Here is a 19,946-nt window from a genome sequence, read left to right as displayed (position 1 = left end):
GATAAAGCCCGCGGCTTTATCTGGTTTAGTCATCAAATTCTGCATGCCACTGCGCATTTAACAAGGGGCTTACTTCATCCCCAGGAACAGCTTTACTAAACAAATAACCTTGTAAGTATTCACAACCACGAGCGTGTAAGAAGCGAAGCTGGGTGGTATTTTCAACCCCTTCAGCAACACACTCCTTGCCTAGGCTTTTCGCCAATGTGAGTGTTGAATTAATAATAGCTTCGTCATCTTTATCAACCCCGATATCGTGCACAAAGCTTTTATCTATTTTTAAAACATCAACCGGGAACCGTTTTAAATACGTTAGAGAAGCGTAGCCCGTGCCAAAGTCATCCATATAAATTTTACAGCCTAATGCTTTTAATTTATTCATGCTTAATTGGGCTTTCTCTGAATCTCGCATCATCACTGATTCAGTAATTTCGAATACAACAGCACTGGCGGGTACATTGCTGAGTGTTAAAGCTTGATGAATATTTTCGACTAAATGGGTACTTTCAAAATCAAATGCCGATAAGTTAATAGAGATATATAAATCGGGGTGCGACACGCGCCATTGTCGTAACTCGATTAATGCACGCGATAAAGTTTGCAGCATAATTTTGGTGATAAGCCCTGAGCTTTCAGCAGCATTGGCAAAGTCTTCAGGCTGATAATCGTCATTACTAGGCCAGCGTAATAACACCTCTAACCCTACAACTTGACGTGTTTTTGAACTAACAATGGGTTGATAGTAATTACAAAATTCATGCTCTTGATACGCTTTGCTTAATTGTGACTCTAAATGCAGAGTCCGCTGCACTTGTAAATTCATCTCTTGCTTATAGAACTGATAACGTCCCTCCACAGACCGCTTAGCATGGTAGAGGGCAACATTCGCCGCTTTTAACAGCGCTTTTGTATCGAGGGCGTCGTCGGGATACACAGCAACCCCAACACTTAGGTTCACTTTTACCGCTTGTTGATTAAGCTCAATATGGCTTTCAACACTGTCCATAACTTTCGCGCACAGCGATAATAGCTCATCGACCTGTTTGAGATCTTCAGCGAGGATCACAAACTCATCACCTTCAAACCTTGCCAAACTATCTTGCGGGCGCAGCACTTGTTTCAATCGCTTTGCAACTCGCTTGATAAGCTCATCAGACTCTTCGTGACCCAATGAATCATTAAAGTATTTAAATCGCTTAATATTTACATTTAACAAGGCTGCTTTCGTTTGATGGTAATCAGCTTGCTCGATAGCATGGCTTACACGGTCACTGAATAATGTTTTGTTCGGCAATCCGGTGAGCGTGTCGTAATTGGCTAGTAAGTGCAGTTCATTCTCAGCCAGCTTTTGCGCGCTGATATCAGTGACAATAATCACATAACTGTCGAGTTGACGATTACTCCCTGCAACAGCACTTATTTTAATGAGCACTTGACGCTTTTCGCCGTTGGCAACTTCAACAACATCTTCTGCTGAAAAGTGTTCACCTGATTGCAGTTTTTGCATTACTCGTAAATAGTGAATACGTGCCGGAATAGACAACCCGAGAGTTAAAGAACGACTCGAACGCGGATCAGCAGGAAAGCCAAAGGCACTTTGGAACGACTGATTGGTAGCACGAATACGCAAGTTTTTATCCATAATAAACACCCAGTCTCGGGTTTGTTCAAACGCCGCACCAAATAAACGAGCGTTTTCTTCAAATACCAGTTCTCGGGTCATATTCGTGTAGGTGCCAGCCACTTTCTCAGGCGTGTTGTCTTGCCATTCAACCACCTTGCCGAAATCTTTATACCAACGCCATTGACCATCGGCGTGTCGTAAACGATACGTGCAGTTAAAATAGCCTTTTTGAGTTGATAAAAACTCCAGCCACTCTAAGCGAAAGGTTTGTTTATCATGTGGGTGAATCTTTGCCAAATAGTCATCTAGATTAACACTGTCACTGTCATAGCCCAGTTCATTTTTCAGCCTAGGCTGATAAATAATCGGGCTTTGCGACGACCAATCCCAAACACCAGAATGACTTCCCTCTAATGCAAGTTTTAGTCGCGCCTCACTTTCTTTACTTTCTTTGTGTGCGGCAAGCAAAATTTGCTGCATACGATTACGTCTAAAGAGCCAAGCAGCTACAAGTAGCGCCGCTAATATAAGGTAAAGCAAAATAAAATGTGGCGCACGCCATGGTGGGTATTTTACTTCGATGTTTAATGTTGCCGGCGGGGTTAAATCTCCCGTTAAGGGGTCTTTTGCCCACACTTTAAGGTGGTACTTGCCTGCACTTAATTTTGGAAAAAGAACACGGTTATTATTTCGCGTGTAGGTTTTTTGCCCATCGCCAAGTTGATACTCATAAATAACACGCTCTTGGTAATTGAACGCCATGGCTGAGAAAGCAACCTCGAGACCGATGTCATCATGCTCAAGTACCACACTGTCTATTGGCTGTTTAAGCTCAGCAGGTAAGTCACGAGACATTAAATCCAAGTTGGTGATATTAACGTGATCAATCAAAGCTTGCTGATAGTGGTTATCCATCGGGTAAAAATAGGTAAAGCCTTTAAGGGTGCCATAAACAATTTGCCCAGACTTTAATTTGGTAAATGCGCCACTATTAAACTCGGTAGAAAAAAGCCCCTCTGAACCAGTAAACTGTTGAAAGTGCATATTATCGGGGTTGAGTCGCCACAGCCCTTTATGACTACTCATCCAAATCATTCCGGCTTCATCAAGCACCATATCGTACAATAAAGTGCCTAGCTTATTTTTTTCAAGATCAATGGTGTAGATATGCTCGTACGTTGTGGCATCTAGGCCAATCAAGCCAAAATTCGATAACGATAACCACAAGACATTATTGTTATCAATAATGTAAGACATCACATTCACAGCAACATTTTCATGCTGCTCAGGCACCGTATAAATGGTGGTCAGTTCATAACTGAGAGGATCAACCTGATATAAGATCCCCGCATTATAAAATAACGGTGCATCGGGCTTGCTTGATAAGGCCGGCAAGAACCCATAGGCTAAGAAAGGTTCAAATTCATCAAATTTACCACCTAAACGTGTCACCTCTTGGCTATCAATATTGTAAACAAACATACCGAAATCGGGGTGAACGTAATACAAATCGCCCGACGGCATTAATAGAACCCCATGCACCCAATCGTTAATGAGTTCTTGCTGCTTAGGGTCTGCCGTTTTAACGGGAGTCACTTCACCCGTCTTTGGATTAAAGCTAAAAATTCCCCGATTCGTGTGCAACCAAAGTTGCGCTTTATAAGGCATTATTTGGTAAACAGTGAATTCGGTCGTGATTAAATCTATTTGGTAGTCTTTTAAAAAGACTTCGCTTTCATACGTGTCTAAGTCAACGGCCGTTAGACCATTGTGGGTCGCAAGCCACAGCCTGCCCTGAAACTCTGCAATACCCCAAATTGAATGATGCGATAAGCCGTCACCTTTAATCGAATTGGCCACCACATTTACAAAGTTATAATTATCATACGAGAGATAAAAAGCGCCATCGTTCTTGGTGGCTAACCACATGCCTCCGGAGCGATCTTTTACGATATCAATGATACTTGTATCAGCAAGGGTGTAACCGTTGTCTTTTAAGCGTGTACTTTTAACCAAGTCGCCGGTTGCCCGGGTAAAGTTAAATAAGCCTTTATCGGTTCCCAAGGTAATCGTTGAATTTTGTGGAATAATTTCCCAAATATTTAAGTCGCTAATTAGGGTCTTATTTTTAAACTGAACCTCAGGCGTGTTAAACATCTCTGGTAAGTTGCTAATATCGACTTCGTATAAACCCCGAACAGCCCCGACCAACAAAGTATGCTCATCTATTACGGCAAACGACTTCACATAGTTTTGATACATGTGTGTTGGCGCTTGGCTTAGATGCTCAAGCTTTCTTACCTGGCCCGATGCGATTTCATAAACAAATGCCCCATTACTCGTGCCCATAAATATGTAACCTTGATAAGGATACAACTCACGAATAACGCTGCTTTTTACACGATCAGGTATTTCAAAAATAGACGTGACTTGCTGCGTTTCTAAGTCGAGTTTTGCAAAATCCCAGCCTCGGCCTAGCCAGAGCGTTTTGTCATCAACCGCAACCATACTAAACACAGATTCTATAAAAATTTGCTCTTCGGTGGTGGGCTTTGCAATAAATTGTTGGTAGCTGTCAGTACTCGGATCATAACGGAATAGCCCTGCTTGCAAAGATGCTATCCAAATATAACCTTGGGGGTCTTGATAAATGCGGTCAATGATGGCGTCTTCAAGCTCTCCATTAGGGCCTTTGATATGCACAACCTCATAGCCATCATAACGATTTAAACCGCCCTCAGTGGATAACCATAAATAGCCACTGTTATCGATAAGCATCGTATTGACATAACTTTGCGACAACCCTTCGCTGGTTGACAAGCGTTTCACTTGCGCAAAACTGGAATGACTAAACAAACCACAGATCACAATAATGAGCAGAGCTGATAAAGAAAAGAACTTAGTCATTGACGTTCCAAATTACTAACTTGGCGCGGTGTCACACGTAAAGTGCATCGCGACGATATTACGATGCGCATATACCTCAAACAACGATTGCAAAGAATTGGGTAATGTTAATGTATAGTTAAACCCATTTACTAGATAGAAATCAATCAGATTTTCATAGGCAAAGGTAAAAACTGTCCCTTTTTGTTCAGCAATAAGCGTGGTGAGTAACTGTGAGGCTACTTTTTTACCTCGCCATACAGCATCAACATACAGAGTTGATAAAAATAAAAAGCCCGCTTTATTTTGAACCCGACATGCCGCAACGATATCCAAACCATGGTACGCCACCCACACTTGATCAGCTTTAGTGGCACGCCCCCGCGCATTGTGTTTATCGTAAAACTTATTTACCAACGGGGTTTTGATTGCGTCAAGCAAACAAAATTTCAGCTCCGTCATGATTAACTCATTAAGGATAAGTAATGCTCAAACTGTTGTTTTAAAAAGGCTTGCTCTGACATAGGACGATTATTAATTGCTGTATACACCCCTTCGCGGGTATTTTTTCCACGTTTAATCTGGTAGGCCCAAAAAGAGGCTTCGTAGTCTAATTGAATTTGATATTTTTGCTCTCGAGGCAATTTACATAAATTAAAGCTCATACTTTCTCAGCAACAGTGTATTGATTTATGAAGTATAACAAAGTTGCTTCAAATTAATCGCCTATTTTAAACCTTGATTTTGGAAACACATAACAGTAAATTAACGCCGAATACATGCTCGCAAGGAACGCACGTTGCCAAAATTTCTGATACCTAGTTTGACCATTATTCTGCTGTTTTTTTGCTTTCCTAGCAGCGCAAATTCTCATATTTTAATTTTTAATCGCCCAGCCGACACACCGCAAGCACGTTATGTGATTGACTTATTGAGTACCGCTTATAAAGAGATAGGTTATGAGCTTCACGTTATTGATTTTAATCATCAAGGTTCGTTAGCAGCTGCAAACCAAGGTGTGCTTGATGGACAGTTGGGGCGCATTGATTTTGTTACCCGCGATTATCCAAATTTATTAAAGGTCGACTTTCCCCTGTTCGAATTTAACCTTGTGTTATTAAAAAACTGCAAGCAATGCAATTATCGTGATCTTAAGTCACTCGCTATTCAGTCAAGTTATCCCGCAGCACAGAGCTACATAGAAGAAAATCCCATTAAAGGTGATGTGATAAAGGTAAGAAACGTCACGGCTCAATTGAATTTATTGACTCAAAAACGCGTTGAAGGCACCATTTTATTAGACTTTTTACTCTCTACAAAACACCCTGACTTTAACCAAGCGGCTTTTAATAAAGAGATTTTAATGTCGATGCAAAGCTTTCACTTTGTGCATAAACGCCACGCAGCAATTATTCCGCAACTGACAAATATTCTTAAAAAGCTTGAAGCCGATGGCACGGTGCGCACGCTAAAAACGAAATACAATCTCACCGAGTTTTAAAAATCAAATCCGCCTTGCTCAGGTGTCGGTTGGTTATTTTCTGCCAACTGTTTTTTCTGTAAATAACGCTTATAACGCTGCTGACATAAGCTGATTACTTTGCGTTTTTCAGCATTACTCAGCTGATTCCAGTAAAACCGTTCATCGCGACTGCGATAACAGCCTTTACAATAGCCCCGATTATTAACCTGACAAATCCCTTTGCAAGGGCTTGGGATCTCAAATATTTCAATTTGTTGCATCACAATTGCCAGTTAATTAATCATCTTAGAAGTATAGCCCGAAAATTAATCATAAAAAAAGCCACTTCAAAAAGTGGCTCATTTAACGAATCAAAACATTGCTTAAAAAAGTAATTAGCACATTGACTTAAATGCGAACGCATTCTATCAACTTTAGATTATTTAATCTGATTCACTCGTAGAAAGTTCTGCTTTGCGATGAAAAGGTTTCGCGTACATTGCTAAAACCAGTGGCTTTAACTCTTCAGGTACTTTAGCTAAACGCGCATTAAACGCTTCAGCATCTTTTTTATCAATCACGGCCTGCTTACACCCCCCCGCAATATAGTTACCTGGGTGTAAGAAAAACGAATCAACAATTTGCTGGTCAATCGTTTTTGCAAGCTCTTCTGGTGACTCGCAGCCAGATTCAATTGGCTCACCAAACGCTAAATGTACATGCCCTTTTGCTGTGCTAAAGCCCTCAACGATGCTGGCAATGTCTTCACCTTGTTGCTTTACATATTGGCCGTGATGCTGTTTGTGATAAAGCTCTTTCGCTTTCGCAATCGCACATGGTTCATACTGATACGAGATAGAGACTGGCACTATTTTTAATTCGCGAACGTAATCAGCAAATTCTTTTTTCTGTTTACGACCTTGTAGCTGCAACATTTTAAGCAGTGCAGGATCCGTTTGATCAAAACCATCTTTTGCACGCCCTTCTTTTTGTGCAATCCAAATTGAATGACCCTCTGACAATGAATCATAAATATAGGCTGAGAGTTGTGATAACGCTTTGAGCATTTCTTTGGGTGCTTTTGCTGAACGTTTCACTATAAAGCTTTTATTTAAGCGCATTAACTCAGTGATATACGGAATTTGCAGCAAATTATCACCAATGGCGATGCGCACTGTCGGCATGTTGTGTTTAAACAAACCCCAGTTAACTAACGCAGGATCCAAGACAATATCGCGGTGATTTGAAATGAACAAATACGCTTGTTTGGGATCCAGTTTATCAAGACCCGAAAATGTCACTTCAGATGTGGTACGGGTGATCAGTTTATTTAAATAGCTGGCCACCTCTTGTTGAACTTGCTCAACAGATTGCGTATTTCCCCACTTTTTTCTTAATTGCTGGCGCACTAATGGGCGAGTTATAAATGGAAAATAAGATAAAAAGCGCGGCAGATTATACTTGGCGATAACATCCACAAAGGCATTATCAGCAATTAATCGGGCGACTGAATCAGCGACTTCGTCATCATTGTAAGGTCTAATATCGGCGTATTTATCCACACATTCACTCATAAAAACTGCTTAAGTTAAAAAACGGCACGCATGGCGTACCGTTTAAATAGTTGGCGGATTATAACTCAGGCAATTTTAAATGCGAACCGAGACGCGATAGTTAACCTAAATATTTCCTTATACTGATAAAACTTTTATTTTTACAACAATTAATTAGGCAATGCTCCTACCAGTATCAACGAACTTTTTTAATGCCTTTTTGAACACTAATCTCAGCATTAAAATAGCCAAAATGATACCCGAAGCAAGGCTTAACCAATGCGGTAGAACCTCATGTTCAGTGCCCATCATGGGAGCCACTACAAAGCCAAATTCATCCACTAAATAATCCGTTAAAAAGCCAAACAGTAAAGCCATTCCAATTACCCCAGTTAAATAAGCAAACACCGCGCGTTTACCTAACTCCTTTCCCACCACTCCCAAGGTGGCGATATTCGTCGCAGGACCTGCAAGCATAAACACCAATACCGCACCAGGGGATACGCCACTTAACAGTAACCCTGCTGCTATCGGGGTCGAGGCAGTCGCACAAATGTACATTGGTATACTAATCAGTATCACCACCAGCATCGCAAAAATACCGCTTCCCCATTGACTTAAATAAGACTCAGGAACATACGTTTGCACTAGCGCCGCGAAAAAGAGACCAATCACCAGCCACACCATAGTGTCTTCTAACAGTTTATTGCAGCTAAAACGAATAGCGCGTTTAAATTTAGCAACACGGCTCTCTATCGAAAGACTGGGCTTTTCGCTTTTACAGCAACGGTCTGCTTTTATCGATGCAGAATCTTCAGTGCTAAAGCCGCTCGGCTCTTTTTTAACTTCAGCTGCGGTATTACTGCTGCAACAGCTCGACTCTTTTTTAACTTCAGCCGAAGTATTGCTGCTGCAACAGCCTGCACTATTATCATCTGCAGTGGCGGCTTGATGCTTATGCTGTGAATGAATTTCATGGTCTTTCCCAACCAAGACACCCGCAGCTATCGCACTGCACACCGCTGCGATTGGGCGTATGATAGCCATAAATGGCCCCAATAAAACATACGAAACTGACACTGAATCAACGCCTGTTTCGGGTGTTGAAACTAAAAATGCCGTCGTCGCACTTTTCGATGCTCCCGCTCTTCTAAGCCCTATTGCTGCTGGAATAACACCACACGAACACAATGGCATAGGCGCACCAATAAAAGCAGCCTTAATGGTTGTCCAAAGCCCTTCTTTTCCTAAGTGACGATTGAGAAAATTGGCCGGTAAATACACATTTAATAAACCAGCAATCAATAAACCTAACATTAGCCATGGGGCAGATAATAAGAATAACTGCCAAAAATTATTGAGTAAGTCCATCAATATCCTCCAGTGTCGTCAGTATCGAGCAGTTCTCTGCGGGCTCTTCACCACCACAACATTTATCTGCTAATAATGAAAGAGAGTCATAAAAACGCGTGAGTTCAGCAATGCGTGCGGCCACTAAATCACGTTTTTGTAATGTCATTGCTTTAACCTCATGGCATGAATGCTGATTTTTATGAAACTTAATTTGCAATAACTCTTTTATTTCAGACAGACTAAAACCAACGTTTTTTGCCCGCAAAATGAACGACATTTGCTTGTAATCTGCATCAGAGTAAAACCGATATCCCACCTCAGAACGCGAACTTGGCGTTAACAAACCATGTTTTTCGTAGTACCTTAACGTATCTGTTGAGACGCCTAATTGACGGGCAAACTCACCTATTTTCATCACTGTCTCCATTGTGAAGCGTTTATTTATTATGCTCACTATAAACCTTGGAGTACACCCTAAGGTCAAGCAAAAATTAATAAGGAAAGTATATGAATATCGTCGTCCTTGATGCCGCCACATTAGCAGACACTTCGTTAGATGAGCTGGCACAACTAGGTTCACTCACTTGCTATAACCTAACTAATCAGCACGAATTAATTGAACGCTGCCAAGACGCTGATGTAGTAGTAACGAATAAAGTAGTTATAAATCAACAAGCAATGGCGCAGTTACCTCAATTAAAATTAATTTGCGTTGCTGCAACAGGCACCAATAATATTGATTTACCAGCAGCAAAAGCCCATAACATCGCCGTGACCAATGTGGCCGGATATTCAACACCTTCAGTGGTTCAACACACGTTTACATTGATCACCAATCTGCTTGGTAACACACACAAGTACATTCGTGATTGCCAGCAAGGTTTATGGCAGCAGAGTCCGATGTTTTGTCGCTTAGATTACAGCTTTAATGAAATTGCTGGGAAAACCTTAGCAATTATTGGCTACGGCTCGTTGGGCAAAGCGGTTGCTGAAGTTGCAACCGCATTTGGTGCCCATGTAATTATCAGTGAACGTAAAGGACATACACCGCGTGAAGGTCGCGTTAGTTTTGAGCAAGCATTAAAAACGGCTGATATAATCAGTGTTCACTGCCCGTTAACAGAAGAAACTCGCGATCAAATTGCGGCTCATGAGCTGAACATGATGAAACCCTCTGCCATCCTTATTAATACTGCCCGTGGGGGGATTATTAATGAGGCTGATTTAGCATCTGCGCTTGCTAATAATGTGATTGCTGGCGCGGGTGTTGATGTACTCAGTAAAGAACCCGCCGAGGCAGATAACCCACTTGCCCGATACACTGGCGACAATTTATTACTTACGCCGCACATTGCCTGGGCAAGTAAAGAGTCTATTATTCGCTTAGTGAAAGAAATCGCGTTAAATATCAAAGCATTTAACCAAGGAAATGAGCGCAATAGGTTGGTCTAAATTGCAATTTTTTGGTCAATTGAGCGAAATGGTTTGCAAAAAAGCTCCTAGCCAATTGACCAATTAAAAGCTAATAACTTGATTTAATTTACTTTTTAAAATGTGGCAAGCTGATTGCTAATTAAGAGCAACGTAAACATTAAATTCTAGGGATAAAAAAATGAAAAAAGCACTTTTAATTGCAGCGCTTACTGCACCATTTTTAACTGGCTGTGTCATTGCAGTATCTGATGGTGAAGCTGAAACACATTGGGCAGGTGATTCATCGACGAGCTGGCAAAAGCAGCACAAAAATAACCGCGAAATCATTTCGACTCTTGCGCTTGATACTAACTACCAAGTGGTACTTAATAAACTTCACACCCCTAACTTCACTGAATTACTAAAACAAGGTGACGATGTTTACCAAGTATTGTTTTATGCAACTCATAGCATTCACTCTGATGGTAAAATGACAAAAGATGAGTGCACACCACTAGTATTTAAAAACGATAAGCTAATTGGCGTTGGTGATACCATTTATAAATCACTGAGCAATGGCTAATTAGCCAAAAATGGCAGAGTAGGCCTTGCCTACTCTTTACCCACTCACATTCACTAATCTCGACACAACTTGGTCACGTCCGCCATCTTTAGCCTGATATAACCCTAAGTCAGCTTCTTCAAGCAGCGTTTGTTCAGCGTATACTTGGCCTGTTTCTGTGGTCGCAATGCCGATACTAATTGTCACATGATCCGAATTTAACGAAGCGGTATGGGGAATACCTAAATTACTCACTGCATGTCGTAATTTATTAGCAAATGCGATTGCTTGTGTTGCCGTTGTATTAGGCAAAACAGCCGCAAACTCTTCCCCCCCATAGCGCGCCACAAAGTCACTGCCTCGCTCGCAGGCCCCAACAAGCGCATGAGCAATTCGTTTTAAGCAATCATCACCCGCTCGATGGCCATAGCAATCATTAAACCGTTTAAAATGATCCACATCCATGAGTAATACAGACAAAGGGGTTTGATCGCGACGACAGCGACGCCATTCTCGGGCAAGATTTTCATCTAGATAACGTCTATTAGGAATTTCAGTCAGGCCATCGATTGACGCTAGCATTTCGAGCAAGTCATTTTTTTGTTTGATTAATAACTGATTACGCACACGCGCACGAACAATCGCAGCACTAAAGGGTTTAGTTATATAATCCATCGCCCCCAACTCGAGGCCTTTTGCTTCGTCGTCATGGCTCGAATTAGCAGAAATAAAAATAACAGGCAGCATATTTGTGACGGTATTTTCTTTTATTTTGCTCAGTACCTCATACCCATCAATACCGGGCATAACAATATCCAGAATCAGTAAATCAACGGACTGTGTTTTTAAAAACGTCAGTGCCTTTTCACCACTTTCAACACAAAAAACATCATAATCTTGCTGTAATGTTTTTTCTAATACCAAACGGTTCAACGGATCGTCATCAACAATCAGTACCTTGGCTCTTTTTAGCATCTGTAGATCCTTGTTCGATGATAAATGCAATGACTTGTTTAATCTGCCACTGCAACTCATCGTTTAATAACTCAGGGAGTTCGCCTTGTGCTTTAAGCTTAGCCTCACATTGCTGAGCGCAGGCTGACAAACGTTTAAAGCCTAGATTACCGGCCGACCCTTTCACATTATGGACAACTCTGATCAACTCATCGGTGGTCTTTAATGTTGAAATTTGTAATAGCTGTTGTGCTGCCATGGTCGCAAACTTTGACAGCATAGTTAATACTAATTCTGTATTATTTGAAAACTGAGTGAGAACAAACGTACGGTCAAAAAAAGCCTGTTTCTGTACTTCAAGTTCACTCATCGCCAAAAACAGTGTACTGGCAACAATGGGTTTAGTGAGGTGTTTATTCATGCCCGCCGCAACGGATTGCTCTATGTCAGCCGCTTCGCTGTGTGCTGTTAATGCATAAATCGGCATTTGCTCTTTCGTGAATGACTGGCGAATTATACGCGTAGCTTGGCAGCCATCCATCTGGGGCATTTGAATATCCATGAAGATCAGGTCAGGTCTGAGACAATTAGCAAGCTCAATGCCCTTTTCACCACTGTCTGCACACACAACGGTGATATCGGCTTGCTCTAAAATACTTTTAATAATGCTTAGATTAAGTGGGTTATCATCTACGGCTAACACTAATAGACCCGATAAATCGGCACTTGAAGGGAGGGATACAACCGCCTTTTTCGCCGGTTCGCTGGTTTTATCTAGCTGTAAGCAGAAACTAAATTCACTGCCTTTGCCTCGTTGACTTGCTAGTTTTATTTCGCCACCCATTAACGCCACTTCGTACTTTACAATTGCAAGCCCAAGCCCAACGCCTTGATGTGAACGTGTAAGTGACTCATCACCTTGTGTAAAGGCATCAAATAAGCGACTTTGATCCGCATCACTAATCCCAATACCGGTGTCTTTTACAGCAAAGCAAATTAGTTGCTGTTCAGAGGTTTGTTCGACTAAGTTTAAACTTAATTTAACGCTTCCTTGCTCTGTGAATTTAGCGGCATTAGTCAGTAAATTACCTAACACCTGTTGTAAACAGATTTGATCGCCCCTTAGGTTAGAATTGATCTTTTCATCGCACTCAACGCTGAATTCTAACCCCTTCGTTTTACACAGTGGCGCGACGATTCCTTCGCAATAATTAATTAAATCAGACAGGCTAAAGGGGGCTTTAGTTAATTTAACTTGCGAACTTTCGGCTCGGGCAAAATCGAGCATACGGTTTAATAAAGACAATAAGCTGTTGGCTGCTGACTTCGCTTGCTCAGCATGTGTGCGCTGCTCCAACGACAAGCCTTGCAACGCAATGACATCTATTAGCCCCAGTACGGCATTAAGTGGGGTGCGTATCTCATGACTTAAATTGGCAATAAAGCGGCTTTTAGCTAATGTGGCACGCTCGGCGTCATTTTTAGCTTGTATTAAGTCAGTGATATCTTGGACATGGACAACAAAGTAATCTGGATTTTTTTCACCATTCCATACCAATGAAACACTAATTTGTAGCCAACATTTTTGTTCTTGCTGGGGCAAACTAAAGTGATACACTTTTTTCTTTTCGCTAAGCAATTCAAGTAAGGTACCTTTTAACGTGTCTAGTGATTGCTCGCCAAACAAATCATCCAACCTATATTGGCTGCTCAAGGTGTCACTGCGTTCTAGTGAAAATATTTTACGCGCCGCTTTATTCATTTGCAGTACGCGGTAATCAAGAGACAGTAATATAACCCCATTGGCAGCGTACTCCATTGCACTGCGTAATTTGGCTTCAGAGCTTTGTAATGCGTTTAATGCCGCGTGCTGCTCAGTAATATCACGGCCTATCGCCATAGTTCCCAATAATTGTTGATGCTCGTTATAAAAAGGCGCAATACTCAAATGATAGGTTTTATCATTGGTTACTAAACGTTTTTGATACACTTGGCGGTCTTGTAATACTTGTCGCTCAAGTTCACTTAGCTCGCCGTTATCGTCACTGATATCACATAACTGCTGGCCAACGAGTTTCTCTTGCGGTAAACCGATATAACTCTCATACGCCTTGTTACAGCCTAAAAATGAACCATCAATATTTTTAAAATAAATAAGATCTGGCACATTATTAAGCATGGTGTTCAGTAAGGCTAAATGACGTTCTTTGGCATCAATACTGCGGCGCAATTGTTTTGATTTAACTTGCACTTGTGAATCAAGCGCTTTGTTCGCCTCTTGCAATGATTGAACAAGCTCTTCATTACGGGTAAAAACCCGCTTAACTCGGCTAAACCAAGGTTGCCAATCAGCAGGAATACGATAATTTACCAGTGTATGTTGGCCTTCATCATGTTTTTCTAGGTAATTCATCAAGTGAGTCATTGGCTTTACAAATATGCGCTGACTCAACCAAAATACCGCGCTGAACATCATGACTAAAAAAACACTTAAGAACACAAATTCTATAAACATGTCGTAGCGGACAGGCCCACTGAGTGCTTTTTGAGATTCAAAGTAACGGGTATAAATTGGTAAATCAGACGATGGTTGCACTAAGTGACTGTGACTTTTTGTGTTTTTGTTTATCTCACTTTCGGGCCAATAATCATCTGCATTAATCGCTGTTTTTAATATTTTACTTGAGCTGGCTATTACTTGGTTATCTTGATTAATGAAAATATACTCGCCGTTACTCGGGGCAGTTTTCATTAACCACTTAGAGATTGCCTCTAAGTCATAAATTAAAATGATGTAGTCGTCGCTTTGTAACGCTCGTCTTTTTCCTATTGCAAAGTACGCGTGGCCATTAACAGTAATTACAGCACTTGAGGCCAGCGCTTTATCATTTAAACGTGACGGTCGAAATTTATTATCCAACACACTCGTCAGCAATTCACTTTCAGCTGTTGAACGGCGCTTTATATAAACAAAACCCTGTTCGTTAACATAGGCAACACCTTGCAACGATTGAATCAATGCCAGCGTTGTGTTGAACGAGGGCCCTAATGCAAGCACTTGACGCCACTGAGTAAGAGCAAAGGCGGTGGATGCAAATTTACCTTGCCCCACAATTTCACCCACTCCCCCCTTTATGGGTTGATAATAGTAGTGATCAAACTGATTTACATTGCGGGCCCAGTTGGGGTCGAAGTCATATGATAGTGGTTGCTCATACAACTTAAACATCGTATCAATCAATCCATCAGCCGCATGCATTGCATGACCAAGCTGAGCAGAGATATTATTAAAACTACTTTGTCGGCTTTCTTGTGAGCGTTCTAGCTTTAAATTATATAAGTGTAAACACAGAATAAACGCCACCAGCAATGGCACAATAAGCGCCACGGCCAGAGAACGATAATAATGCTTTAGTGGTAAAAAATTCACTCGATTTTAAGTACCTTGCCTCGGTAACACCTAGATTAACGAGGCAAAGATTCACTGGCAAGTTATAAATTTTCTTCAGCGAAGCTTGCCAAGCGACTACGAACAACACCATTCAAGTTAACCGTTGCACTTCCTTCAAAATTTTTAAATCGTTCAACAATATAGGTTAAACCTGAGGTAACAGGGGTTAAATAGTTACTATCGATTTGCGCTAAGTTTCCTGAGCAAATTAACTTCGTGCCCTCACCACAGCGGGTGATTATGGTCTTCAATTGAGAGGCGGTTAAATTTTGACTTTCATCTAATATCACCACGGCATTTTGAATACTTCTTCCTCGCATAAAGTTAACCGACTTAAACTGCATGTTGGCTTTTTCCATAATGTAGTTGCGACTAGACACCGGGTTTTCATCGCCTTTGTGTAACACTTCTAGGGTATCGGTTATGGCAGCAAGCCAAGGGGCCATTTTTTCTTCTTCGGTACCAGGTAAAAAGCCTATTGATTCAGCTATTTCGGGGGTATTTCGGGTTACGATAACTTTATCGTAAATGCCTTTTTCAATAATCATTTCAAGTGCGCTGGCAAGGGCAAGTAGAGTTTTACCACAGCCTGCAGGGCCGGTTAAAATAACCAGTTCAATAGTTGGGTCTAGTAAAGCATCAAGCGCCATGCCTTGGTACACATTTTTTGGCTTAACGCCCCACGCAGTTTGGTTCATTAGACGTTCGACACTAATGTCTTTTAAAGTAATGGTTTTATCGTCGTAGCTTTTTACTCGTGCCGCAAAATGGTCGCTGCTATCAAGTATATACTCGTTATAAAACACATCACTTATGGTACTCTTTGCTATATGATGGTAAGTGTCGCGTCCTTGTTGCTCTGTTTCACACTCACCGACATGTTGCCAAAAATCACCTTCTATTTTTTTGTAGCCGCTGGTTAATAGCGCAATATCATCAATTAATTGATCTGTGCGATAGTCTTCAACAAACTTCAACCCTGCTCCTTTCGCTTTAAGGCGCATGTTGATGTCTTTGGTAACTAACACAACTTTGCTATCACTGTGCTGTTTTTGTAAATGTACCGCGCAGTTAATTATGCGGTGATCATTTTCATTGCCTGGTAACCCTGAAATGCTATCGGCAAATAAATGGTCATTGACAATAATTAAACGACCGCGAGACTCTGTTTTCGCCTTTTTATTACTTGGCAACGCGACACCTTGCAACATTTGCTCTGGTGAGGCGTCTTTGAGTATTTCATCCAAACCACGAATTGCAACACGGGCATCACGGCTAACATCATGTTTTCTATCCTTTATATGATCGAGCTCTTCTAATACGGTCATCGGGACAACAACATCGTGTTCTTGAAAAGATAAATAAGCGAGGGGTTCGTGGAGTAAGACATTGGTATCGAGCACATACATTTTACTATCAAGGTTCGAAGCTTTTTCCATAGCACTTTCCTTACGTTTTATGATTTTTATGCTATACCCAATTAACTAAACAAGCAGCGATTAAAGCGGTTATTTATTTGTTAGGTATATACTCAGTTTAGTCTATTTGCAGCAAAAGTCCTTTTTATGACAGCCAAAATTACAATTATTTAAGTGGTTAAAATACATACAAAATTTACCTGTAATATTGACTTAAAAAGGTTGACTAAATTTAATTGTGTGCGGCGAGTTTACTGCCTTGAAGTAGCCTGATGTTACAGGTAACATAGCCGCCTTTTTCTTCATAGACGAGACATACATGAATTTTTCCTTAGGTCAGCGTTGGATCAGTGATACTGAGTCAGATTTAGGATTAGGCACCGTAGTTGCCCTTGAAGGCCGTCAGGTCAGCATTTTATTTCCAGCCAGTGGTGAAAACAGAGTTTATTCTTTAACAGAAGCACCTGTTACTCGTGTCGCATTTAATCCAGGCGATGTTATTCGCAGCGTTGAAGAGTGGGAACTTGAAGTAGAGTCAGTTGAAGAACAAGGTGAGCTTTTATGCTACCACGGTACACGCGTTGATAACGGTGAAAAAGTTCAGTTAAAAGAGACCTTTTTAGATCACTTTATTAAATTTAATAAACCGCAAGACCGCTTATTTGCAGGCCAAGTAGACCGTTTTGATCGTTACACCCTTCGCTATCAAACTTGGCAGCACCAGTTCGAGCGTCAGCAATCACCTTTAAAAGGCTTAATTGGTCAACGTGCCAACCTAATACCTCACCAGCTTTATATTGCACAAGAAGTGGGTAAACGTTTCGCGCCGCGTGTTTTATTGTCAGATGAAGTGGGCCTTGGTAAAACCATTGAAGCGGGGATGATTTTACATCAACAAATCATTAGTGGCCGAGCTAGCCGCGTATTAATTGTGGTGCCTGAAAACCTGCAACACCAATGGCTCGTTGAGATGCTTCGTCGCTTTAATTTACGTTTCTCTATTTTTGATGAGGAACGTTGTGATGAAGCATTCGCAGACTCACCGAATGTATTCGAAACAGAACAGTTAGTACTTACTAGCCTTGAATTTTTAAGCAAGAAAAAACGCTGGTTTGAACAAGCAACATTAGCCGATTGGGATTTACTCGTGGTTGATGAAGCGCACCATTTGAGTATTACAAATGGTAAACCAAGCACAGAATATCAACGCATGGCTGAGCTTAGCCAAGATATTCCGGGCCTTATTTTACTGACAGCAACACCCGATCAATTAGGCCACCGCAGCCACTTTGCGCGTTTGCAATTACTCGACCCTGATCGTTTTTATGATTACGATGCTTTTGTTGAAGAAGAAAGTAACTACAAAGATGTCGCAGAAGCTGCTAATCAACTACTCAGTGAGCAACGCTTAGATGACACGGCTCGCGAGACATTAAAAGCCTTATTAAAAGAAACCGATATCACTGAGGTGCTTGCTAAAGCTGAGCAAGGTGATGAAACCGCGCGTAATGAAATTTTATCAATGCTACTGGACCGCCATGGTACGGGCCGTATTTTGTTCAGAAATAGTCGCAGCGGTATTGATGGTTACCCAAGCCGTAAACTCCACGCTTACCCAATGGCGATGCCAAAGCAATATAAAACCGCAATGTCGGTCTTAGGGAATATAGGCGGCATTCAAAGTGCTGAACTAAGCGCCCTGCGCGCGTTATTCCCAGAAAAAATATTTCAAGAATTTGAAGGTGAAAACGCCAGTTGGGGCGCCTTCGACCCACGCGTTGACTGGTTAATCGAAACATTAAAAACACTAAAACACGAAAAAGTCCTGCTAATTTGTGCTAAAGCTGAAACAGCGATTAGCCTTGAACAAATTTTACGAGAGCGCGAAGCCATTAAAGCATCTGTGTTCCATGAAGGTATGTCGATTGTTGAGCGTGACCGTGCTGCGGCATTTTTTGCTGATGAATACGACAGCGCACAAATCCTTCTGTGTTCAGAGATTGGTTCAGAAGGCCGTAACTTCCAGTTCTCACATCATTTAGTGCTCTTTGATTTACCTTTGAACCCTGATTTGTTAGAGCAACGTATTGGTCGCCTTGACCGTATTGGTCAAACGCAAGATGTAAACATTCATGTGCCTTACTTTGAAAATACAGCACAAGAAGTCTTGCTACGCTGGTATAACGAAGGCCTAGATGCGTTTGAAACAACATCAACCACAGGGCAAATGTTGTATAAAGAATTCGGTGAAGAGCTGCTTGAATTCATTGGTACACATAATTGTGATGAAGAAGAGCTAGACCCACTACTCGAACAAGTTGCTAGCCAAAATGCAAAACTGCGCAAACAAATGGAAAGTGGTCGTGACCGTTTATTAGAGCTGCACTCAAGTGGTCAAGGCCGTGCTGAAAGCTTAGTCGCTGATATCGAAGAGCTAGATGACCAGTTTACATTGCCAAGTTACATGATCAATGTGTTCGACACTTTTGGTGTAAGCCAAGAAGATAAAGGTGAAAATACCATTATCTTAAAACCAACCGAGCATATGTTGAATCCCTCTTTCCCTTGCTTAAAAGATGACGGTATTACCGTGACCTTTGACCGTGCAACTGCACTATCGCAAGAAGATGCGCATTTTATCAGCTGGGATCACCCGATGGTGCAAGGCAGTTTAGACATGATTTGCGATGATGACTTTGGTACAGCATCGGTTGCCCTGCTGAAAAACAAAAAACTCCCTGCGGGTACATTTTTTGTTGAGCTTATCTTCATTGCAGAAGCCATGGCACCGAAGTCATTACAGGTAGGTCGTTTCTTACCGCCGACTCCTATTCGAGTTTTACTTGATAAAAGCAGCAATAACTTAGCCGATAATGTTGCCTTTGATGCCTTTAACCAACAGCTTTCTGCGGTTGGTCGTCAAACGGCAAGCAAGTTAGCCAGTGCGCTACAAAGTGCCATTCACCCAATGATCACCAGCGCTCAGGGGTTAGCCCAAACAAAACTCGACGCATTGCGTGTTGAGTCATTAGAAAAAATGCATACCGCATTAGGTGAAGAGCAAGCCCGTTTAACCGCGCTTAAACAAATTAATCCGAATATTCGTGATGAAGAGCTTAGCTTCTTTGATAAACAACGCAGTGACCTGACGACCTATATTGAAAAAGCCCAAGTTAAATTAGATGCGATTCGTTTGATTGTTGTGTCGCACTAGAGCGAGTGACGTAAAACGTATAAATAAGCAACGCGATGTCATCCCACATCGCGTTT

General features: G+C 41.5%; 14 protein-coding genes. 4 read left to right on the top strand and 10 right to left on the bottom strand.

Annotation, left to right across the window (positions count from 1 at the left end):
• Positions 1-25: 25 nt before the first annotated feature.
• Genes JIG41_RS10960 through JIG41_RS10950 form a run of 3 tightly spaced genes read right to left on the bottom strand, consistent with a single transcriptional unit; the run spans position 26 to position 5,175 of the window.
• Positions 26-4,531: an EAL domain-containing protein gene (locus JIG41_RS10960; RefSeq protein ID WP_199524735.1), complete on the bottom strand. Its 4,506-nt coding sequence runs from the start codon at positions 4,529-4,531 to the stop codon at positions 26-28.
• 15 nt (positions 4,532-4,546) lie between these two features.
• Entirely contained in the window at positions 4,547-4,972 is a 426-nt protein-coding gene (locus JIG41_RS10955) for a GNAT family N-acetyltransferase (RefSeq protein WP_118844608.1), read from the bottom strand.
• A 2-nt stretch (positions 4,973-4,974) separates the two neighbouring features.
• Positions 4,975-5,175, bottom strand: a complete 201-nt coding sequence (locus tag JIG41_RS10950) for a DUF3283 family protein (RefSeq protein ID WP_036966037.1) — start codon at positions 5,173-5,175, stop codon at positions 4,975-4,977.
• A gap of 134 nt (positions 5,176-5,309) precedes the next feature.
• Between JIG41_RS10950 and JIG41_RS10945 the strand changes: the two genes are divergently transcribed.
• On the top strand, positions 5,310-6,011 hold the full coding sequence (locus JIG41_RS10945; protein ID WP_249406641.1) for a transporter substrate-binding domain-containing protein: 702 nt from the start codon (positions 5,310-5,312) through the stop codon (positions 6,009-6,011).
• Here JIG41_RS10945 and JIG41_RS10940 read toward each other — a convergent pair.
• The 4 genes from JIG41_RS10940 to zntR form a co-directional block, all read right to left on the bottom strand.
• Positions 6,008-6,253, bottom strand: coding sequence for a DUF1289 domain-containing protein (locus JIG41_RS10940; RefSeq protein WP_036966031.1), 246 nt, complete (start codon positions 6,251-6,253; stop codon positions 6,008-6,010). The two genes, JIG41_RS10945 and JIG41_RS10940, sit on opposite strands and share 4 nt — an antisense overlap.
• 162 nt (positions 6,254-6,415) lie before the next feature.
• Complete coding sequence (locus JIG41_RS10935) at positions 6,416-7,546, bottom strand: 1-acyl-sn-glycerol-3-phosphate acyltransferase (RefSeq protein ID WP_074988933.1); 1,131 nt, start codon at positions 7,544-7,546, stop codon at positions 6,416-6,418.
• A gap of 153 nt (positions 7,547-7,699) precedes the next feature.
• Positions 7,700-8,896, bottom strand: a complete 1,197-nt coding sequence (locus tag JIG41_RS10930; protein ID WP_199524734.1) for an SO_0444 family Cu/Zn efflux transporter — start codon at positions 8,894-8,896, stop codon at positions 7,700-7,702.
• The gene (zntR, locus tag JIG41_RS10925) at positions 8,880-9,293 is read right to left on the bottom strand and encodes a Zn(2+)-responsive transcriptional regulator (protein WP_083202809.1); all 414 of its coding nucleotides are present in this window, start codon (positions 9,291-9,293) and stop codon (positions 8,880-8,882) included. The genes JIG41_RS10930 and zntR overlap by 17 nt, the downstream gene beginning before the upstream one ends.
• Positions 9,294-9,385: 92 nt before the next feature.
• On the opposite strand from zntR, the gene JIG41_RS10920 reads away from it, so the two are divergent.
• Together JIG41_RS10920 and JIG41_RS10915 are read left to right on the top strand one after the other, a co-directional pair.
• A complete protein-coding gene (locus JIG41_RS10920) occupies positions 9,386-10,330 on the top strand; it encodes a D-2-hydroxyacid dehydrogenase (RefSeq protein WP_065979680.1) in 945 nt (314 codons plus the stop codon).
• 160 nt (positions 10,331-10,490) lie between these two features.
• Entirely contained in the window at positions 10,491-10,874 is a 384-nt protein-coding gene (locus JIG41_RS10915) for a DUF3192 domain-containing protein (protein WP_036966020.1), read from the top strand.
• A 36-nt stretch (positions 10,875-10,910) separates the two neighbouring features.
• On the opposite strand, the gene JIG41_RS10910 is transcribed toward JIG41_RS10915, so the two are convergent.
• The 3 genes from JIG41_RS10910 to JIG41_RS10900 all read right to left on the bottom strand — a co-directional run bounded on the left by JIG41_RS10910 (position 10,911) and on the right by JIG41_RS10900 (position 16,697).
• Complete coding sequence (locus JIG41_RS10910) at positions 10,911-11,828, bottom strand: diguanylate cyclase (RefSeq protein ID WP_036966017.1); 918 nt, start codon at positions 11,826-11,828, stop codon at positions 10,911-10,913.
• A complete protein-coding gene (locus JIG41_RS10905) occupies positions 11,797-15,237 on the bottom strand; it encodes a PAS domain-containing hybrid sensor histidine kinase/response regulator (protein ID WP_199524733.1) in 3,441 nt (1,146 codons plus the stop codon). The genes JIG41_RS10910 and JIG41_RS10905 overlap by 32 nt, the downstream gene beginning before the upstream one ends.
• Positions 15,238-15,299: 62 nt before the next feature.
• Positions 15,300-16,697, bottom strand: a complete 1,398-nt coding sequence (locus JIG41_RS10900) for a PhoH family protein (protein WP_036966010.1) — start codon at positions 16,695-16,697, stop codon at positions 15,300-15,302.
• Positions 16,698-16,995: 298 nt separating this feature from the next.
• Between JIG41_RS10900 and rapA the strand changes: the two genes are divergently transcribed.
• Positions 16,996-19,890, top strand: coding sequence for an RNA polymerase-associated protein RapA (gene rapA / locus JIG41_RS10895; protein ID WP_074988942.1), 2,895 nt, complete (start codon positions 16,996-16,998; stop codon positions 19,888-19,890).
• Positions 19,891-19,946 lie beyond the last annotated feature (56 nt).

This window comes from Pseudoalteromonas sp. bablab_jr011 (genome assembly GCF_016464045.1).
In the GTDB taxonomy this organism is placed as follows: domain Bacteria; phylum Pseudomonadota; class Gammaproteobacteria; order Enterobacterales; family Alteromonadaceae; genus Pseudoalteromonas; species Pseudoalteromonas lipolytica.
Note: the sequence above shows the minus strand (reverse complement) of the source record. Positions and strands in the feature narration are given on the sequence as shown.

Bases quoted from the DNA above. Each gene is read 5' to 3' on its own strand.
- JIG41_RS10950 (WP_036966037.1), bottom strand. From the start codon at position 5,175: ATGAGCTTTAATTTATGTAAATTGCCTCGAGAGCAAAAATATCAAATT.
- zntR (WP_083202809.1), bottom strand. From the start codon at position 9,293: ATGAAAATAGGTGAGTTTGCCCGTCAATTAGGCGTCTCAACAGATACG.
- JIG41_RS10915 (WP_036966020.1), top strand. From the start codon at position 10,491: ATGAAAAAAGCACTTTTAATTGCAGCGCTTACTGCACCATTTTTAACT.
- JIG41_RS10940 (WP_036966031.1), bottom strand. From the start codon at position 6,253: ATGCAACAAATTGAAATATTTGAGATCCCAAGCCCTTGCAAAGGGATT.
- JIG41_RS10910 (WP_036966017.1), bottom strand. From the start codon at position 11,828: ATGCTAAAAAGAGCCAAGGTACTGATTGTTGATGACGATCCGTTGAAC.
- JIG41_RS10955 (WP_118844608.1), bottom strand. From the start codon at position 4,972: ATGACGGAGCTGAAATTTTGTTTGCTTGACGCAATCAAAACCCCGTTG.
- JIG41_RS10960 (WP_199524735.1), bottom strand. From the start codon at position 4,531: ATGACTAAGTTCTTTTCTTTATCAGCTCTGCTCATTATTGTGATCTGT.
- JIG41_RS10900 (WP_036966010.1), bottom strand. From the start codon at position 16,697: ATGGAAAAAGCTTCGAACCTTGATAGTAAAATGTATGTGCTCGATACC.
- JIG41_RS10930 (WP_199524734.1), bottom strand. From the start codon at position 8,896: ATGGACTTACTCAATAATTTTTGGCAGTTATTCTTATTATCTGCCCCA.
- rapA (WP_074988942.1), top strand. From the start codon at position 16,996: ATGAATTTTTCCTTAGGTCAGCGTTGGATCAGTGATACTGAGTCAGAT.
- JIG41_RS10920 (WP_065979680.1), top strand. From the start codon at position 9,386: ATGAATATCGTCGTCCTTGATGCCGCCACATTAGCAGACACTTCGTTA.
- JIG41_RS10935 (WP_074988933.1), bottom strand. From the start codon at position 7,546: ATGAGTGAATGTGTGGATAAATACGCCGATATTAGACCTTACAATGAT.